General features: G+C 42.5%; 18 protein-coding genes and 1 tRNA gene. 5 read left to right on the top strand and 14 right to left on the bottom strand.

From position 1 onward, the window contains the following. Positions 1-81: 81 nt before the first annotated feature. Positions 82-1,476, bottom strand: coding sequence for a coniferyl aldehyde dehydrogenase (locus L2W36_RS13285; RefSeq protein ID WP_236110234.1), 1,395 nt, complete (start codon positions 1,474-1,476; stop codon positions 82-84). A 150-nt stretch (positions 1,477-1,626) separates the two neighbouring features. After that, the gene (locus L2W36_RS13280; RefSeq protein WP_236110233.1) at positions 1,627-2,064 is read right to left on the bottom strand and encodes a glycine zipper family protein; all 438 of its coding nucleotides are present in this window, start codon (positions 2,062-2,064) and stop codon (positions 1,627-1,629) included. A 175-nt stretch (positions 2,065-2,239) separates the two neighbouring features. Here L2W36_RS13280 and L2W36_RS13275 point away from each other — a divergent pair, with 175 nt between their 5' ends. The 3 genes from L2W36_RS13275 (at position 2,240) to L2W36_RS13265 (ending at position 6,381) form a co-directional block, all read left to right on the top strand. Next, positions 2,240-2,956, top strand: coding sequence for a GntR family transcriptional regulator (locus L2W36_RS13275; RefSeq protein ID WP_236110232.1), 717 nt, complete (start codon positions 2,240-2,242; stop codon positions 2,954-2,956). 91 nt (positions 2,957-3,047) lie between these two features. Then, complete coding sequence (locus L2W36_RS13270) at positions 3,048-5,036, top strand: peptidase U32 family protein (RefSeq protein ID WP_236110231.1); 1,989 nt, start codon at positions 3,048-3,050, stop codon at positions 5,034-5,036. Positions 5,037-5,193: 157 nt separating this feature from the next. Continuing rightward, complete coding sequence (locus L2W36_RS13265; RefSeq protein WP_062461205.1) at positions 5,194-6,381, top strand: multidrug effflux MFS transporter; 1,188 nt, start codon at positions 5,194-5,196, stop codon at positions 6,379-6,381. A gap of 43 nt (positions 6,382-6,424) precedes the next feature. Here the strand turns inward: L2W36_RS13265 and L2W36_RS13260 are convergent, their stop codons facing one another. Together L2W36_RS13260 and L2W36_RS13255 are read right to left on the bottom strand one after the other, a co-directional pair. Next, on the bottom strand, positions 6,425-6,646 hold the full coding sequence (locus L2W36_RS13260; RefSeq protein ID WP_124942187.1) for a hypothetical protein: 222 nt from the start codon (positions 6,644-6,646) through the stop codon (positions 6,425-6,427). A 104-nt stretch (positions 6,647-6,750) separates the two neighbouring features. Further along, complete coding sequence (locus L2W36_RS13255; protein ID WP_063606880.1) at positions 6,751-7,218, bottom strand: HAD family hydrolase; 468 nt, start codon at positions 7,216-7,218, stop codon at positions 6,751-6,753. A gap of 611 nt (positions 7,219-7,829) precedes the next feature. Here L2W36_RS13255 and L2W36_RS13250 point away from each other — a divergent pair. Further along, positions 7,830-8,261, top strand: a complete 432-nt coding sequence (locus L2W36_RS13250; RefSeq protein WP_006069578.1) for a hypothetical protein — start codon at positions 7,830-7,832, stop codon at positions 8,259-8,261. Between the two features lie 214 nt (positions 8,262-8,475). Here L2W36_RS13250 and L2W36_RS13245 read toward each other — a convergent pair. Next, positions 8,476-8,550, bottom strand: a tRNA-Gly gene (locus tag L2W36_RS13245). A gap of 202 nt (positions 8,551-8,752) precedes the next feature. Beyond that, positions 8,753-9,925 carry a p-hydroxyphenylacetate 3-hydroxylase oxygenase component gene (locus tag L2W36_RS13240; RefSeq protein ID WP_206379155.1) on the bottom strand — a complete coding sequence of 391 codons (1,173 nt, stop codon included), beginning with the start codon at positions 9,923-9,925 and terminating at the stop codon, positions 8,753-8,755. Between the two features lie 167 nt (positions 9,926-10,092). Here L2W36_RS13240 and hpaA point away from each other — a divergent pair, with 167 nt between their 5' ends. Further along, a complete protein-coding gene (hpaA, locus tag L2W36_RS13235; protein WP_236110230.1) occupies positions 10,093-10,968 on the top strand; it encodes a 4-hydroxyphenylacetate catabolism regulatory protein HpaA in 876 nt (291 codons plus the stop codon). Between the two features lie 70 nt (positions 10,969-11,038). On the opposite strand, the gene L2W36_RS13230 is transcribed toward hpaA, so the two are convergent. From L2W36_RS13230 to hpaI, 8 genes are all read right to left on the bottom strand, one after another. Further along, on the bottom strand, positions 11,039-12,493 hold the full coding sequence (locus L2W36_RS13230) for an NAD-dependent succinate-semialdehyde dehydrogenase (protein ID WP_236110229.1): 1,455 nt from the start codon (positions 12,491-12,493) through the stop codon (positions 11,039-11,041). An 8-nt stretch (positions 12,494-12,501) separates the two neighbouring features. Beyond that, positions 12,502-13,359: a 3,4-dihydroxyphenylacetate 2,3-dioxygenase gene (gene hpaD / locus L2W36_RS13225; protein ID WP_006069574.1), complete on the bottom strand. Its 858-nt coding sequence runs from the start codon at positions 13,357-13,359 to the stop codon at positions 12,502-12,504. 77 nt (positions 13,360-13,436) lie between these two features. Continuing rightward, positions 13,437-14,405, bottom strand: coding sequence for an AEC family transporter (locus tag L2W36_RS13220; RefSeq protein ID WP_006069573.1), 969 nt, complete (start codon positions 14,403-14,405; stop codon positions 13,437-13,439). 19 nt (positions 14,406-14,424) lie between these two features. After that, a complete protein-coding gene (locus tag L2W36_RS13215; protein WP_031494961.1) occupies positions 14,425-14,820 on the bottom strand; it encodes a 5-carboxymethyl-2-hydroxymuconate Delta-isomerase in 396 nt (131 codons plus the stop codon). 92 nt (positions 14,821-14,912) lie between these two features. Continuing rightward, positions 14,913-16,436, bottom strand: a complete 1,524-nt coding sequence (gene hpaE / locus L2W36_RS13210; RefSeq protein ID WP_171390964.1) for a 5-carboxymethyl-2-hydroxymuconate semialdehyde dehydrogenase — start codon at positions 16,434-16,436, stop codon at positions 14,913-14,915. Positions 16,437-16,462: 26 nt separating this feature from the next. Then, entirely contained in the window at positions 16,463-17,230 is a 768-nt protein-coding gene (locus L2W36_RS13205; protein ID WP_171390963.1) for a fumarylacetoacetate hydrolase family protein, read from the bottom strand. Further along, positions 17,231-17,881 carry a fumarylacetoacetate hydrolase family protein gene (locus tag L2W36_RS13200; RefSeq protein ID WP_236110228.1) on the bottom strand — a complete coding sequence of 217 codons (651 nt, stop codon included), beginning with the start codon at positions 17,879-17,881 and terminating at the stop codon, positions 17,231-17,233. Positions 17,882-17,890: 9 nt separating this feature from the next. Then, positions 17,891-18,691: a 4-hydroxy-2-oxoheptanedioate aldolase gene (hpaI, locus tag L2W36_RS13195; protein ID WP_198559009.1), complete on the bottom strand. Its 801-nt coding sequence runs from the start codon at positions 18,689-18,691 to the stop codon at positions 17,891-17,893. Positions 18,692-18,698: the final 7 nt, after the last annotated feature.

The raw sequence follows: 18,698 nt of genomic DNA, 5'->3' as shown, positions 1-18,698 counted from the left end.
TTTGGTACCGTAAATTTACTGAATTTAAGCTTTGACTGATTATAAAAAAACCAGCTTATTGCAAGCTGGTTTTTTTATTATTTAGCTGGATAATAACGTTGATATCATCTGCTTGACTTCATTATCTCCTGGTATAAACATCTGTTTTACTAAAGATACATCACCAGTCTTAAGTACTGTTTTGGCATGAGAGAAAGTATGAAAGCCCTCTATACCGTGATAAGCCCCTATTCCTGACTCTCGAATACCGCCAAATGGCGCATCATCAATAGCAGCGTGGAACAAAGCATCATTAATACACATCCCGCCAGACTTTATGTTCTTCGTCACCCAGTCTTGTCTTTCATCTGACTCACTCATTAAGTAAAGCGCCAGCGGGTTCGGATTGCATTCGATAATATCAAGCGCCTCTGTCAATTTTTGATAAGTGATTACAGGTAATAGTGGCCCAAAAATCTCATTCGTCATTACCAAAGAATCTGCAGTTGGATTGATAATAAGCTGAGTAGATAACAATCGATCTTCAAAGCGATATCCATTAGGGTGGCATGATACTATCCGCTCTGCTTTTCTTTGCGACTCTTCCAAATAATTATGAATCCGCGTCATTTGACTTTCCGTTGCCAGTGACGTCATCTCTAATGAATCGACACCATCAACGAACAGCTCTTGATATTGTGCTACATATTCAGCAATAAAAGCCTCTAGTTTATCCTCTGGCAATAAAACGTAGTCCGGAGCTATGCAATACTGGCCGTTGTTCGCGCTCTTACCTACAACGATACGTTCAACTGCTTTGGCAATAGTAATGGTTTCGTCGATCAACACTGGAGACTTACCGCCAAGCTCGAGCGTGACTGGTGTAAGATTCTCCGCTGCGGCTTTCATGACCAATCTTCCAACTGTTGTTGAACCAGTAAACAAAATATGATCAAAAGGCAGTGCACTGAATTGTGCAGCAACATCCGCCTCCCCTTCGATTACACACACTTCATCTTCACTAAATTCAGTCGCTAGTACATTCCTCAAAGCTGAGTTTAGATTCGGTGTAAACTCACTCATCTTGATTAACACGCGGTTACCAGCAGCCAATGCGGTGGTCAATGGATTTAGCGTCACCATTAATGGTGCGTTCCATGTACTAATGATGCCAACCACACCTTTAGGTTGATACACTACTTGCGCTTGCGAAGTACTCGCTAATAAAACTCCCGAATGGCGCAGTGACGGTTGCATCCACTTCTCTAGGTTATCGATGGTGTAATTGATATTGTTGATGATAGGTAGGATTTCGAGCATTGTGTCTTGTAAACTACGCTGTCCAAAGTCTTTGCCGATACTTTCAGCAAAAGTATCAATGTTACCAACAAGAATCTGCTTCAATTTCTGAAGCTTTTCCAATCGTTCATCTAAGGTGGGGTTAGTATTCGCTTTATACGCATCAATTGAGTTTTGAAATAAGTTATTTATGTTCATAGGATGTTCCACGTTGTTAGCAAGCTTTTACTACACAATAAATAACCGACTTATGCATCGGTAAAATATACTGCAAATTACTGCATAAAAAAAACGCCAAGTCATTCATAACCTAGCGTCTTTAAAATAAGCTTTAGATAAACATCCTATTTAGTTAAGTGCTTCATACTTTCTCTCAATCATACAATTGCGAAGCACAGTCTTATAATTTTCTAAATTCTTTTGCTGTTGTGCATTCTCATTTCCTTTGCCCGCTACACGACCGACCAAGAGTCCACCCGCCGCACCGATTTTTGCAGCGTCAGAACCACTACCACCTGCAATTGCTCCTGTCGCAGCACCAGCGGCAGCACCTTTAAGCAACCCTCTAGCTCCGCTGCCTCGCGAAGAGGTCACTTCTTCTTGAGTTTGATTTGCTAAGTTTTGACAATGTGCTAATTCCTGCTCCGCAACATCTTTTGTGACATTATCATAGTTGAAAATAAGCTTGGATTTTTGGTCAATAATGTCTCCACCTTTCACTGGTTCTTGTGCCATTGATAAAAAAGACGCGCTCATTATCATTCCTGCTGCTATTAGCTTCTTCATATTTTAACTACTCTATTTGTCAAACATTGAAATAGCATGCACATTAAAAGTTGCGAGTCGTACCGTAATTTTACTGAATCAGAATTAGCCTTAATTAATCATTCCGTAAAATTACTCTATTTACTTTGAGGTTAGCTAAACATAATTGAAGAAATTCTTTTATAAATTAACAATCATGAGCAACATAAAAGTAAAAGCACAACAATACCTCGAAAAAGACATCATAGAGCAACTTCTTAGACCATCAGAAAGATTAGTAATTAAAGACCTCGCTAGGCGCTATTCACTGGGCTTATCGCCTCTAAGAGAAGCCGTTCAAGCATTATCACATACTGGTTTTATTCACTATCGTCCTAATCATGGAGCTTGTGTTGCTCCTCTATCAATGGACGAACTAAACAGCATTGTTGACTTCCTGTGTCACCAACTATTACCTAAAAAAGGAGTAGCACCCGAGAAAGAAAACGATGGCGTAGTTCAGGAGTACCAGTTGCTTTATCACTTTCGCAAATTTGGCGAGAGCACTAAACTGAATGATCCAGACCTGCCCAGTTTTTACCATATCGATGAACATTTAGTGGGAATGTTTGAATTGCTAATCCCAACAAACAAAGCTGTGGTGGTGCAGCGCGCTATCCATCAGTCGCTGCAAAACCTGAGGCGTTACTTACGACTTTATACTATTCATCACTGCCAACAGTGGCGCCGTTTGTATGCCCCAAGTGAACTCGACATGGTAGTGCACAAAGCGATCTATTCAGCACGTTCCGATTATCGTGAGTTATTAACCACCTACCTCATCAATATTCATTCGGTACTCGGAGAATCTATGGTGCTTGGTTCTAATCCACTTTTCACCTATGAATCGGTCGCAGTTTCACTCAAACGTTAACACCTTGCTTATCCTTACAGTTAATAAGGTGAGAAATTCTGCTTAAGTTCCCGTAGAATACGCCCTCATTTTTATTGGTAGGGTATAAGTTGTGACACGAGATCAGTTTGAGCTTTTAGCACCTGGTGGTGATGTTGAATCTATTAAAGCAGCAATTGCGGCAGGCGCTGATGCCGTTTATTGCGGACTAGACCGCTTTAACGCTCGAAACCGCGCAGCAAACCTAACCTTAGAAAACTTAACAGGTGTTTTGGCACTCGCACACGCTAACAACTGCCAGGTTTTCCTGACGCTTAATGTGTTGATCCTGGAGAGTGAGATTCCAGCAGTCATGCGACTGCTTGCTCAGCTAGCACAAACTGATATTGACGGCGTCATCGTTCAAGACCTAGGACTCGCTTACCTACTCAAGCACCATTTTCCTGAATTAGATGTGCACGCATCTACTCAGCTCAATACCCACAATACTGGGCAAATTGAGTTCTTAAAGCAGATGACGGTAAGTCGAGTTAATCTTTCGCGCGAGTTGAATATCAAAGAGATTGGTTATTTAGCCAAATTCGGCCACCAGCACAACGTGTTAATGGAAGTCTTTGTCCATGGTTCATATTGCATTGGATTCTCTGGCCTTTGCTATATTAGCTCTGCTCGCAATGGTGCGTCAGGTAACCGCGGACGTTGCAGCCAGCCATGTCGTGAGCAGTATGAGACGACAAAAGTAGGTTCCGATTACCCATTAAACTTAAAAGACAATTCCGCTTTTAATGACCTGCAAGCATTAGCCGATGCTGGAGTTTATTCTCTCAAAGTAGAAGGCCGTATTAAGAAGCCGCATTACGTCTACACTGTCGTTGATAACTGGAGAAAACAAATTGACCGTCTGTGCGACGGCAAAGCACTCTCCAATGATACAACCGATCTTTACACCGTATTTAATCGTGATTTTTCCAATGGCTTCCTGCAAGGTGAGTTTGGAAAAAACATGTATATCGACAACCCGCGTGATCACGCAGTAAAGCACTTCTCAACGGTCTATCAATGCACTACCAGTGATGAAGTTCAGTCCGTAAAACGTCGTCTCTACGATAAGAAAACCAAAATTATTCAACATGTTGAGTGTGAAGTTTCGGCGATGGACCTCGGTGCAACGAATACCGTAACCAGCTTAAAAGGCTCCATTGAAGCTCCTAAACTAGCGCCTCTACTTGAAAACCCGACAATTGGTAGTAAAAAGCGCCTTTCCATACTTGTTTCATCGGAACAGGACGTCAGTCTAACGCTTAACGATAATGTCGATGTCTACTATCAATTGCCGATGGGTCTAAAAGCCGAGTTAACATCACTCATTGCACTCTTTGAAGCTAATCCTCGACTCAAACCATGGTTCCCTGCCATTTTAATTGGTGATGATTTTGAGGCGGCGAAACAGCTGTTAGATGCCATTAATCCATCGACACTGGTAACTAATAATTCAGGAGTCGGCTTTTACGCACAAAGTACTGGGTTGAATTGGATCGCCGGCCCTCAGATGAACACTGCGAACTCTTATTCGCTCAAATGTTTAAACGACGAATACCAAGCCAGTGGCGCGTTCTTATCGAATGAACTGAGCAAAAAACAGCTCAAGTACATCCGTCGTCCAACTACGATGCGAACGTTCTACAGTGTTTATCATCCAAATACTTTACTTACCAGTCGACAGTGCTTATTCCAACAAACTGAAGGATGTAAAAAGATTAAGGTAAATAATGGCTGTTTGAAGCGCTGCAGTAAACGAACGTCCATCATTAACTTAAAAGACAACCCATATGTGGTCGATAAACAAAAAGGCTCGTTTAATAGCCTTTATAGTGAGTTGAATGTTCTAAACCTTGAAGTACTCAATGACCACAACGATCTAATTACGGATGTATTCATTGATATGCGCAACATCCAAACTGAAACTAAGGTCAACGACGATAAGCAGCTAATTATCAACAGTTTTTTGCAGTGGCTGGCTGAGCCAGAGCATACATCAGGTGCTGTTATAGCGACTCTCATCTCGCCAACAACAAACCACCAATATTCGAAGGGTATTTAGGCCCTAGCTAACCAACGGTAGCCCATTGTTACCGTTGGTTTTTTACCAAGATTTACATTCAAACCTAGCGCATAATCGAAATAAACAGAGTATTATGTAATACAAATTCAACTCCCAACTCCTCTATCTAGTCTTAGAGTCTCTTGATGGAACACCAATGACAAATGGAATTCGCTACAAAGTAATACTACTCGCCTGCCTAATTATTAGCGTTGGTCAGTTGAGTATGGGCTTAGTATTCCCATCACTGCCTTGGATTGCTGCGGATTTTGATATTTCTTTGGACCAAGCACAGCTTCTGGTCGGTATCTATTTATTGGGTTTCGGACCATCTCAATTCTTGTATGGTCCCATTTCAGATGCTGTGGGACGAAAAAAAGTCCTGTTATCGGGACTCATCATCGCCTTAATGGGGCTAATAACAATAATTGTCTTTCAGAGTACGTTTGAAGGGATGGTATTAGGCCGATTTTTACAAGGCTTAGGGACGGGATGCTGTGCCGTACTCGCTAGAGCATCAACCAGAGACCAGTTTAACGGTGCTGATCTTCCAATTGCTATGTCCTACATCGCAATGGCCGCTTCCATAACCCCTGTCATTGCGCCAGTCCTCGGTGGTTTCATCAACTTCCATTTCGGTTGGAGCATGGTTTTCGTTTCCTTGTTTAGTTATGTTGCATTGGCATGGATAGTCATTGCTTTCCAATTCAAAGAAACAGTAGCTCAAAAATCTTCAATACCATCTCCACGAAAAATGCTGTGCCAATACTGGGAACTGATGCGTTCGACCTACTTTATGAGCTTCGCCAGTATCGGATGGCTGAACTTCAGTTTAATGATCACTACCGTATCCGTTATGCCTTTTATCATGCAGAATCAAATTGGTATGAATTCTGATGAGTACGCATTATGGGCGCTTATCCCGGCTTTCGGTATGATTTTAGGTACGACACTATGTAATCGAATACGTCCTATCATCGGTACAAGAAACATGCTCTTTTGTACGCCTCTCATACACTTAATTGCAGCACTTTGGTTATTTCTATCTCCCCTCGAACCTATCTATTTAATGCTAGGCCAGTTTTTGATGATTTTAGGTAACGGCATCGCACTCCCTTGCTCTCAAGCAATGGTCCTTCTTCCATACAAAAAACAAGCAGGTGTCGCCGCCGCTTTATCTGGAGGTGGGCAGATGATTGTATCATCCCTGGTTAGTATGGGATTGGTTCGGATAGGTTTGAGTGAACCTTGGCATTTATCAATGGTGATAACGCTCTTCGCAGCAATTACATTCACAAATATCCGCAACGGATTTAATGCAGAGCAATCATCTTCATCTCCCTAAACCCAAGGAATCACTAAAGACATAACATCAGCAAGTATTATGATTAATAGTCCGGTTGATGATCTTGAAAATAAACCGTCGCATCCATAATATTGCCATCTTCGAGTTTGCACTCATTAGAAGCGGATATAAAGCTACCACCATTCGCCTCACAATAATGCTGAACCTCAGTTTTCACCGGTTTAGGGGCTTGGTGTATGTTGTTTGCACAACCAAATAGAGTTAGTGGTGCAACTAATATCATTAGTACTAATTTTCTTTTCATTTCTCGTTCTCACGTGGTTATTAATTCGTATTCAACTGGTAAGCAGTTAACTTTCCACTGGATTGCTCCGCATATTAGTTATGTTGAATATGTTGCTAATGAACTTATATACGACAACCAGATACCAATCTTTTCGGATTCAAAAGTAAATCGATGGCTTCGTGAATGCTGTTAGAGATTAGATCTGCTCGCATAAGTGCTTTTGGGTGAACGCCTTCCGCTGTCTGAACGACAATGCCTAACGTCACTTTTTCAAGCATAAGTACATCGTTTAGACCTCTACCAATAGCAACAGAGCTTGAGGATGGTGTAGACATAGACTCGCTTTTCTGTCTTTGAGTATTACAGTGGTCTAAAGTGACTACATTAACGGGTAGAGATGACAAAACGTCTTTGGCGGTGCCAAATGTATCCGCAGTTAACACGTAAATATCTACTAATGAAGCAAGCTCTCTTAGCTTATTTTCGACGCCCCCAATGAGCTTTCCATCCTCAGCTAACGTACCATCAAATCCAAAATATACCGTTTTAATCGTTTTAGACCAATTTGGTATAGGTATTTCAATACTCATATCTATTCCTCGAAGAAGTTTCTTTCATTTAAACAATTATCGAAAAGAAACCCTCAATAAAATACAGGTTAATTATAAATCTCAACAAACAAAACCAAATTAATCACAATACGATTAACTCGTGCCAATTGTAAATCCAAGTAATCTCATGCTTAGCTGAAATATCGTGATTTAATCTTAATGCGAAGATATCACAACGACTACTGAATTATACTTCAAAGAGACTTTAGCATTACTAAATCAATAAAAGCCTTGATTATCAATACGATAGTCATTTTACACGTATAAAGGACACCTAATTAACGTTTGAATAGATTACTATTCTGATGAGTGGATTTAGAGTTAGCCAATTATTTAGCTACTTGAGTATTCATTAGAGTACGGATTCTAGAGATAAAAAACACAATAGCATTTTGATTTAATGCATTTTTAACTTAGCACTGCCCAATATCATTCTATAAAAAACGCCTTGTCACCCTTCAACCCGTAAAATAACTGCCATAGATAAAATCAACCAATGGAACTACTCATAATCTTACCTATAATATAGCTGTCAGTAACACTCTGGCTAATGACTAAATTAACACTAAAAAGGAAGTATGAGGTTAAATATGTATAAATCTATTTTCAGACTCATGATGCTCGTATCTTTTTCTATACTAACCATCGCTTGTACTGCAACACAAAGCTCAGATAAAGAGAACATGGATGCGTCGATGGAATCATTACAAAGTGGCACGTTGGTTGTTAATGATTTTGGATATGAAGTATCGGATGGCGATGAGGTTAGACAGCAGTTTGATTCTTACTTATCTCCCATCTATCGAGAAACTTACATTACGAGCAAACAAGCTAAAGAGATGAACCTAAAACCTGGTTACACTTTCCATGTATATGACTTCCAGTCTGTTAAGAATTTAGACAAGAAGATTGCTGAAAAAGTCAAAAAGGACAAACCTATTTACTTTACTGTTGACTACTACAAGAATGTTGTGGGCGATGATGACCAAGTAGAATATAACGCGAAGGTAACGTTCTATTAATATTATTATGTGCCGCCTCTATGCAAGTCGGGCGGTACTATCATCACTGCAACATAAGCAGACACGATTTTTGAAGACCCTAGATGTCCAAGCAGACAACTTTTGATCTAAATGGTGTAGTTCATTTATGGCGAGCGAAAGCTTAGGAATGTAATTCTAGAATACTTAGTTGTTTCAGGTGTTATGCGAAGAGTAAATAACATGGGGGAGAAATTGGAGCGTGCAGCGGGAATCGAACCCGCATCATCAGCTTGGAAGGCTGAGGTAATAGCCATTATACGATGCACGCATCATCGTGGAACGAGAGTTAATATGCCATATCTGAGACAAAAGAAAAGCACTAATTGGGACTTAAGTGTTTGTTTGCACATTTTTTATTCTTAACGAACAATTCTTACCCGCTTCAAATCACCTACCTTCAAAAATCCGTGATATGGTGCACAAATGCGATAAAGGGCTACACCAAGTAGCCCTTTATCGACTATGTCGGACTATACCATTGTTGGATCTGGTTCTAACCCCATTAATGCTCGTCCTAGGATCTGAGCACAAACATCGTAATCGGTATAGGCATGTGCACCTGTCATATGAGAGTCGCGGAATAAACGCTGGGCTTCGTTGTCGCTAAACCATGCCATACCGCCAGAGGCTTCGAAAAGACGGTCAACACTTTCAATGCAAATCTTAACGGCATACGCTTGATTTGTGCGCCAGTAGCTTAGGGTCTCTGCTGAAGGGTATTCCTTACGCTCACCATGTTCCTTGTGGTCCTGCCAAGTTTTCTCTAATAGGGCTCTAGCAGCGGCAACCTGATGTGTTGATTCCGCAAGACGCATCAACGCAGGAGTTGCTACGCCAACATTAGCGCCGGTGTAAGCTCGTACACGGTTCTTCTGCTTCTCTTTGTAAACATCCAACATACGTTCAGCAATACCCAAGCCAATAGCTGCAAAGCCACATGCAAAGTAGGGGCGATAAGGTGTGTAGAAAATGTCGCTCTCTGGGTATAAGTCAAAGCCAGCGGACTCCCCTTCCATCATACCTTTTGCGGTTTCAATTCTGTGTTCCGGAATGAAAACATCTCTAAGCTCTAGGGTTTTCGTACCACTTGATTTCATACCAGCAGCATACCAGTCATCGACAATCTTGTACTGATGGCGAGGAACGATACCAAAACAATAAGATTTATTGCCATCTTCATCGAAACGATTGAATCCTAAAATTGCCCAATCTGCATGATCACATCCACTACTCCAACGCATATCACCGTTGAAGATGACGCCGCCTTCTGTTTCATCAATCTTACCAAACGGAGCGATGCTGCTGCTCGCTGTGGCTTCAGGGTCACTTCCCCAGAACTCTTCCTGCGCTTCTTTGGAAAACATAGCCATTTGATGACTGTGAGTCGCCAACAAGCTTGCGCCCCAAGCTGTACCTCCACATGCACCAGCAAGTGCAGCGACACAATCAGTAAATTCTGGCAAAGAGATTTCAAGGCCACCGTAAGCCTTAGGTTGAAACGCCCTAAAGAACCCAATCTCTCTTAGCAATCGGATGTTTTCTTCGGGTGGCGTTCGGTCTTGTTCTGCTTGCATCGCGTTATTAGCGATAGTTGGCAAAATAACGTGTAATTTTTCGAGTAACGGATTAGGTGTTTTCATCATCGATTCCTTTTGAAGGTTAGCCCTATAATCGTTATCAGGTGGGCAATTACTGACTAGTATGTTCACAAAATCGAAGTTGTTAAATGGATGTTACCTTTGTTTGCTTGTACTTTTCGCAGAGTTACCTAATATATTAACTATTAACTCAAATTGAGAAGATAAAGCATATGGAATCTCTCACTATCCCTAACCTGAATATTGGTAAAGTGTACGACTCTCGTTATCAGGATAATGACTTTCACGTTGAAAAATTGGATAGTCTAGCCTTGTTCTTTGGCCGTAACATGCCAACTCATTATCACGATCGTTACTATCAAATTCACTGTATTTTGGAAGGGAACACGCACGTTTTACTCGATGAATCTCACTACTCGCGGAACGGTGTCACACTGTTCTTTACTCCCCCGACCGTTCCTCACTCCTTTGTCACAGAAGATCACGCCGGTGGCTTTGTTATTACAGCCAGTCAAACCCTTGTTTGGAGGTTATTAGACATTGAAATTGGAAGAAATGATGTTGCTTCTACCGCCATGCAACCTTTTTGCACAGAGCTCGAAAGTGGGCACCGTTTAGTGACACTTTTTGAGCATTTGATAGCGGAACAAAGCGGATCAGATTTTATGAATGACATCGCCTGCCAGTCGATCTTACAACTTATACTGATCGATGTTATTCGCTTAGCAAATGCTCAACCAACCAATACTACTTATCGTAGTAGCGATGTTCATATTTTTAATCAATTTAGCCAACTTATTGAACAACACTACAAGTCTCATTGGACGCTTCCTCAGTATGCAGAAAAACTCGGATTAACAACAGCACGGTTAAACGATATCTGCAAACGTATTAGTGGCTTAGCGTCAAAACGTTTAGCCTCTGATAGAGTAATGCAAGAGGCTAGAAGACTATTACTATTGACGGCCATGTCAGTACAAGAAGTCGCATATGAATTGGGATACCAAGACCCGGCTTACTTCGCTCGTTTTTTTAAGAAAAACGCTGGTGAGACGGCAACAGAGTTCAGAGAAAGAGAGCAGCAATAGCTGCCTCTTCCTCTATGAGGATGTATTGAATATTCTGTTAAGAATGGTGAATGTGGACACTCGCTTTTTATTACTTTAAACCACCCATAAACATGTATTTCATCTCCATAAATTCTTCCATTCCATGTCGGGAACCTTCACGCCCTAGCCCCGACTCTTTAACTCCTCCAAATGGTGCAGCAGCAGTAGAAATGAGACCTTCATTGATACCAATCATACCCACTTCCAACGCATCACCAACTGTCCACGCCTTCGCCAACGACTGAGTATAGAAATAAGCAGCCAATCCTGAATCTGTGTTATTTGCTCTGGCAATCACTTCTTCGACTGACTGGAACTTAAATAATGGCGCCAACGGCCCGAAGGTTTCTTCATGTGCTACTAACATATCATCGGTGACACCTGTCAATACGAAAGGAGTCACAAACTGACGATAGCGCTCATCAAATCCACCGCACCGAATCTGAGCTCCTTTTACAATGGCATCATCCACGTGCGATTGTACTTTTGCCACGGCTTGAGCATTAATCAGAGGCCCTATGGTCACGCCTTGCTCAAAACCGTCGCCTACTTTTAACGCTTGGACTTTCTTGGTCAACTTAGAAGCAAATTCATCATAAACCGCCTCCTGAACAAAAATACGGTTTGCGCATACACAGGTTTGTCCAGCATTTCTGAACTTTGCAATCATCGCCCCTTCAACAGCGGCATCTATATCAGCATCATCAAATACAATGAAAGGAGCATTACCTCCAAGCTCTAGCGCCATTTTTTTAATAGATGAGGCGGATTGATTCATTAGGATCTTACCTACGTTAGTTGACCCAGTGAACGATACTTTGCGCACCCATTTGTGTGCAGTAACAACGCTGCCGATTTCAACTGCGTCACCGGTAATCACGTTTAGCAGTCCATTAGGAATACCCGCCTGTTGTGCTAATTCAGCGAGAGCAAATGCAGTAAAAGGCGTATCAGGCGCTGGTTTTAACACTACTGAACAGCCCGCTGCAAATGCAGGTGCACATTTTCTGGTGATCATCGCTGCAGGAAAGTTCCAAGGCGTGATTGCTGCGACCACACCAATAGGCTCCTTAGTCACAACGATTTTTCCATCAGTCTTATGACTAGGGATCATTTCTCCATAAGCGCGTTTCGCTTCTTCGCTATACCACAATACAAAGCTTGCAGCGTAGGTAATCTCACCTTTCGCTTCTGCATGTGGTTTGCCCTGCTCTGAGGTTAAAATTGTGGCAAGATCTTCGGTATTTTCAACAATCAAATCATACCATTTTCTCAATACCACGGACTTATGCTCGGCAGTGGTGTCCTTCCACAATTGGAATGCAGATTGTGCAACCTCAACACTTAACTCTGCTTCCGATTTGCCCAGTCGAGGCACTGAACCAATCTCTTGTTGATTCGATGGGTTATAAACCACATCATAAGTGCCGTTAGGTGAACTAAACCATTCACCGCCAATAAAACAGCGTTGCTGAATCAATAATTTAGGATTATTGAGTTTCATGTGCTCTCCTAGTCAGTCACTTCAAATACTACGTTAACTTGCCCTGTGCCAGAGCTAGGGAAGTATTCTGTTATTACTTCACTTCTACCTTCATACTTATCCCATCCCAGAGCGCCAAATAGCATAGCAGTGTCATGCATTCCCCCTTCACCTGAACAAAGGTTTGCATAATCAGGAAGCATCTCGAGGAAAGTGCCGTAATCACGCTGGGCCCAGAGTTCCAGTACGCGCAAGTCTACTTGGCGGTTAAACTCCTTTGAGATAGTGAACGTGCCGTTGTTGGCTTCATACTCCTCATTATTCCATATTCTGTGTGATAGCGAGCCAGAGGCTAGTAGCATCACTCGACTGCTACTTTCTTCTATCGCTTCACGGATGGCTTCTCCGAGTTTGCGTGAAGACTCAATATCATGCACCGTACACCACGCAGCAATTGAGACCACTTTAAACTGACAGTCTTCATTCATATAACGCATTGGCACTAGCGTGCCGTACTCTAGGTCTAATGATTCAACTTGATGAGACAAAGTAAACACGCCTTTTTCAGTCGCGCACTCTGCTATTTTATCGCCTAAATCAGTATTACCGTAATATTGGTATTCTAGGTTTTGGATAAAATGAGGGAACTCGTTACTGGTATAGTTTCCCGAGAATCTATCTCGCGAGTTAATATGATATCCAGCATTCACCAGCCAGTGTGTATCCAGAACCACCACTGTATCTACATCAAGATCTTTAGCCATCTGAGCAATTTGTTTATGCCCATCTATCGCTGATTTACGACAACCATGTAATCTGCCTGGTTGCTCTGACATGATCATGGTAGGCACGTGAGTAATTTTGGCGGCAACACATAATTTTCCCATTTTCGGTTCCTTTTGAATAAGGCTTCGCTCTGTGGCAAGAAGCTCCATTATTGGTTGATAGGTTATTGAATATAAAACTAATACAAACTGAAGATCGTAATGACACTGGTCGTCACTACACTGACCGTTGCCATCGCTATAATGGTGGTAGGTAGTAGAACCGCCGAACACAACCCTCCCATGTTGTATCTCTGCCCAATTACGGCATAGACACCAAACATAGGCATACTCGCCAAAATGACAGCGACTGCACTCATCGTAGGATCGAGATCGAACCAAAGGACAATCATCACCAGCAGAAGCAGAGGATGAATGACTAGTTTTCCAAATACTACTGTCCCTATCTCCTTTTTCATGCCATTGACTCGCACACCAACCAAGCCGCCGCCAATCGTAAACAACGCAACACCTGTAACAGTATTGGCGAGCATCTCGACCATCCGTTCAGCCATTTCTGGTGTATTGATGTTCAGTCCAGAGACCAACATCCCGAGCAAAATAGACAATACGATCGGATTCTTTAAAAGGCTTCTCCCTGTATCTGATAGCTTCTTAAGAAAACGAGTAGATTTGTTCGAGTTAGACATATCTGCAAGAGCTAACAAAAGCGGCAACATAATTAAATTCTCAACAACTAAGGTCAGAGAAAATGGTACTAATGCAGAGGTACCGAACAGGAAGTAAATAACAGGGAAACCGATCAACAAACTGTTGGAAAAGCTGCTTCCCAATCCCAAAACAATACTTTCTGTGACCGTTTTTTTTAGCGCAAAAATACAAAGAACAGCAACAAACGTAAAGGCTAAAAGCGAACCAACGGTGTACACCATTACATAAGCCACATTCCATACCTCTTCCAGAGGCTTAGTACTTAATGCACTGAAAATAGCGGCTGGCAATCCGAAGTTAAAAACAAACGCTGCCAACGCTTTATGGCCATTTTCCGGTATGATTCTATTCTTAGAAGCAAGGTAACCCAGGCCAATAACAAGAAATACCGGGAGAATAGTCATCACTACATATTGGAGATGTTCGATAGCTATCACGAGTCTTCTCCTTCCACTTTCAAGTCTGAGACTGACTAGTAAGCTTCTGATGAATATTATTTTTCTTAAAATTTAGCTCTGGATGCAGTTCTATCATCTCAAAGCCAATACTTAAGTATCGCTGTTCGAATACTGGCTTTAAATACGCTGAAAATACCTCGAAAATTTGTTCAGCAGCTTTTCTTCTAACATCTAGGTCTCTGCCCGTACCGACTTTTGCCGTTAGGTGGACAAACCTATTTTCTGGATCCTCATCCGCGATAAGATAGTAATCACTTTTGACCGCACGGGTTCGAATTCCACCCTTAGGAAAAACACCCGTAGCAATGGCTTCTCGATGGATAACTTTCATTAATTCCGGTATGTCTACATCCTTCTCTATGTTTGGTGAGAACTCCATTATGAAATGCGGCATTTTCATCTCCTTAAAATAGGCTCGCTACAATCACTGAAACGAGCCTGCGCAATTGCCATTACTTTTAACGAACTACTGAATGGTCAAATGACCTAGCGTTTTCCTAACGTCGGAACGTTGTGTGTATCATGAGCAATACAGATATTTTTAGTTTCCATGTAGAAGTCAAAGCTCCAATCTCCCCCGTCTCGCCCAATCCCAGACATTTTTACCCCTCCAAAAGGCGATGGTAGATTGCGGTTGTTTTCTGAATTCACCCAAATCATGCCCGCTTCCACCTTACTCGCCAATCGCATGGCTCGACCCGTATTGGATGTCCAAATGTATCCCGACAACCCGTAATCCGTATCGTTCGCTATCTCAATCGCTTGTTCCTCGGATTCAAATTCGATGCAAGTAAGCACTGGACCGAAAATCTCTTCTTTGGCAATACGCATAGTATTATCGGCTTCAGTAAACAACGTTGGCGTAAGGTAGTTACCGTTACCTAACTCCTTGATAGCTCGACCACCAACTGCTACTGTCGCTCCATCCTCTTTTGCAGCATCCATATAGCTAAGCACTTTGTTGTAGTGCGACTGATGAACTAGCGGCCCTACTTCTGTTTCTGGGTCTAACGGATGTCCTACCTGAATATTTTCCACACGTGCCTTTAACGCTTCGATAAATTTAGGTTTGATTCCTTTTTGAATTAGCAATCGACTGGAACTTGTGCAGCGCTGCCCATTTAGGCTGTATATCATGAAAACCACCGCATCCAGTGCACGTTCAAAGTCCGCATCATTAAACACGATCACTGGGTTTTTACCGCCTAGTTCAAAGTGAACTCGTTTTAATGTCGGCGCGCCTTGCGCTTGGATCATGGAACCAGTGACTGTCTCACCAACAAACGCGACTGCTTTTATGGCTTTGTGCTCGGTCAGCGCTTTGCCAGCAACTTCACCGAAACCATTCACCATGTTCCACACTCCGGCCGGCAACCCCGCTTCTTCGGCACACTCTGCAAGAATGGCTGCCGTCAAAGGACTAAACTCGGCTGGCTTATGCACAACGGTACAGCCCGCGGCTAACGCTGGTGCAATCTTCCAAGTAGAAAGCATAAACGGAGTATTCCAAGGCGTAATTACGCCCACTGGCCCAATTGGTGTCCTAACGGTATAGTTTGTATGGTCATCTTGATGAAGTGATAGACCGTTTTTAGCTTCCGGTGATTTGTCAGCAAAGAAACGGAAATTGGCAGCACCACGAATCGCAGCTTGTTTCATAAATCGTAATGGCTGCCCACAATCCATAGATTCAACAAGCGCAATTTCTTCAGCACGCTCTTCTATTTTATCCGCTAAACAATGAAGTATCTTCTTACGTTGAGCACCAGGTAAATCGGCCCACTCAGTAAACGCTTTCTGTGCTGCTAAACACGCTTGATTTACATCTTCTTCAGAGCCTTTAACCACCAACCCTAAGGGTTCGTTGTTCGTTGGCGAGAGATTCTCAAATGTTTCCCCTTCGCTTCCAAGTGTCCATTCGCCGCCAATATAGTGACCTAAAGTGCGTTCCCTGTATTTAGTGAGATATTGTTCTGCTTTAGTCAAATTTAAGTCGAGTTGTTGAGCCATGATGTAATTCCTTTATCCTTTTGAATTTATCGTTGTTCGTAGAATGCCTGCTCAGATAACACTGGGTTTTCAAGCGTACCCACCTCTGCGATTTCGCACGTCACTACATCACCCGGTTGAATGTCTTTCAGACCTTTAGGTGTGCCCGTCGCAATTAGATCTCCGGGTTTAAGAGTCATAAATTGGCTTAGATATTCAATAAGAAATGGAATGTCGAAAATCATATCCGCCGTCGTACCTTGCTGAGTGACTTCACCATTAACACGAGTTTCCAACGTCAGGTTATTGATATCTCCAATATCATCAATATCCACTATCCAAGGTCCAATCGGACAAAGAGAGTCTCGGCTTTTTACTCGTAGATTTGGACGGTAGTAATTCTCTAAATAGTCACGGATGGCGTAGTCGTTACATACCGTCAAACCCGAGACGTATTGCAAAGCATCTTGACGCTTCACGTTTCGTGCTTCCTTGCCAATCACAGCAACAAGCTCACATTCATAATGCATAAACTCGATATCATCAGGGCGGTAAGAAGGTTGACCGTGTGCTGTTAATGTATTTTGACCTTTAAGGAAAACCAGTGGCTCTTTGGGTGGTTCAAAAGCAAGCTCTGAAGCGTGATCGGCATAATTAAGACCCAGCGCAAAAATGGTTCCTGGATTCTCTATTGGTACCAGCCACTTAAACGTATCCTTTGCTATTTTTTCGCCAGATTGCTTCGTTACAGATAAATCATCATTCACCGTTACGTTTAGCGTTTGCCCTTGATAATCTATTCTTGCCCGTCTCATTTATTCACCTCCTGTAACAATATTTTCAAGGCGAAGTACATCACCTAAGCTTGAACTCACTTGGTCATAAGGTTGCAACTCCACGCGCTCACCAGCAAATCCAACAGCAATTATGTCTCCTTTTTCTAAGGTCATGATGTGGGAAATTTTGCTGATAAGTGTCTCAATCGAGCGGTGTTGACGACTTATTGGAAAGTAACGTTTAACAGAGCCATTCACAGACGTCGTCAGCTCAAGCTCTCTAAGGTTCGGTATGTCAGAAGCTGATACTGGCGCAGACAAGGTTGCGGAATTGTCTAAACATTTTCCTTTAATATCTGGGCGGTAGTAGCTTTTCTCTGGGAGGGAAAAGTCATGCAGCAACGCGAAGCCGCCAATATACTCTTCGGCATTTTGCACGGCGACTCGACAGCATTGCTGCCCGATAATAACCGCAAGACTCGCTCCAACAACCAACGCTTTATCTTGTTGCGGCCAATCAATGGGACTATTGTCATTATTCCAAGTATTGTGGGGTTTGAAGTACAATACTGGTTCAGTGGGTAGAGCCTTGTAGGGTGCTTGTTCAAACTCAATCGTCATCTGATCCAATTGCTGTTGGTCATTGAGAGCCACACACACCACTTTTCCTTGTAGTTTTGTTTTCATCATATTTCCTGCTTAATAAACGTTATCAATGACTGGCGTTTCAATGTCATCTACATGGTTAAGCTTGTAAGCAAGTTGTTCCGCACCAAGTCGGAGCAACAACGTATCAACACCAGCACCTATGAACTTAACGCCTCTCGCTGCATATTCGCGTGCTTGCTGAGGGTTTAATGACAGTATCCCCGTTGCTTTACCGGCGTGTTGAATGACCTCTATCGCGTGGTCAATTGCTGCAACAACTTCTGGGTGAGACGGGTTACCGATATGCCCCATTGAGCCCGACAAGTCCGAAGGTCCGATAAATATGCCGTCAATACCTTCCACCGCTGCAATTGCTTCAATATTGTCAATAGCTTGCTTGGTTTCGACTTGCACCAAAATACAGATCTGCTCATTCGCTCGATGTAGATATTGAGGAACTCTATTCCACTGGGACGCTCTTGCTAGAGCACTGCCAATACCACGGTGACCAAGTGGCGGATAAAGTGCTGACTTAACCACTTGCTCGGCTTCGTTTGCATCATTAACCATCGGTACTAAAACCGTTTGTGCGCCAATATCGAGCAACCTTTTGATTAGTGTTGGATTACTGTCTTCAGCTCTGACAATTGGTGAAGCACTGTGAGCCGCCAGAGCTTGTAGGTGATGCTTAATACCCGTTAGATCAAACGAAGCATGCTCACCATCAATGAGTACCCAATCGAACCCAGCGCTTCCACAGATCTCTGCACAACTCGTGTCAGGTAACCCCAACCATAACCCCCACAATGGATCATGGCCTTTTAAAGATTGTTTAAATTTGTTTTCAAGCATCTCAATT

The sequence above is a fragment of the Vibrio sp. McD22-P3 genome (assembly GCF_021568915.1).
Lineage (GTDB): Bacteria > Pseudomonadota > Gammaproteobacteria > Enterobacterales > Vibrionaceae > Vibrio > Vibrio mediterranei.
The sequence above is the reverse complement of the archived record's forward strand: the minus strand, read 5'-3'. Positions and strand labels throughout refer to the sequence as shown.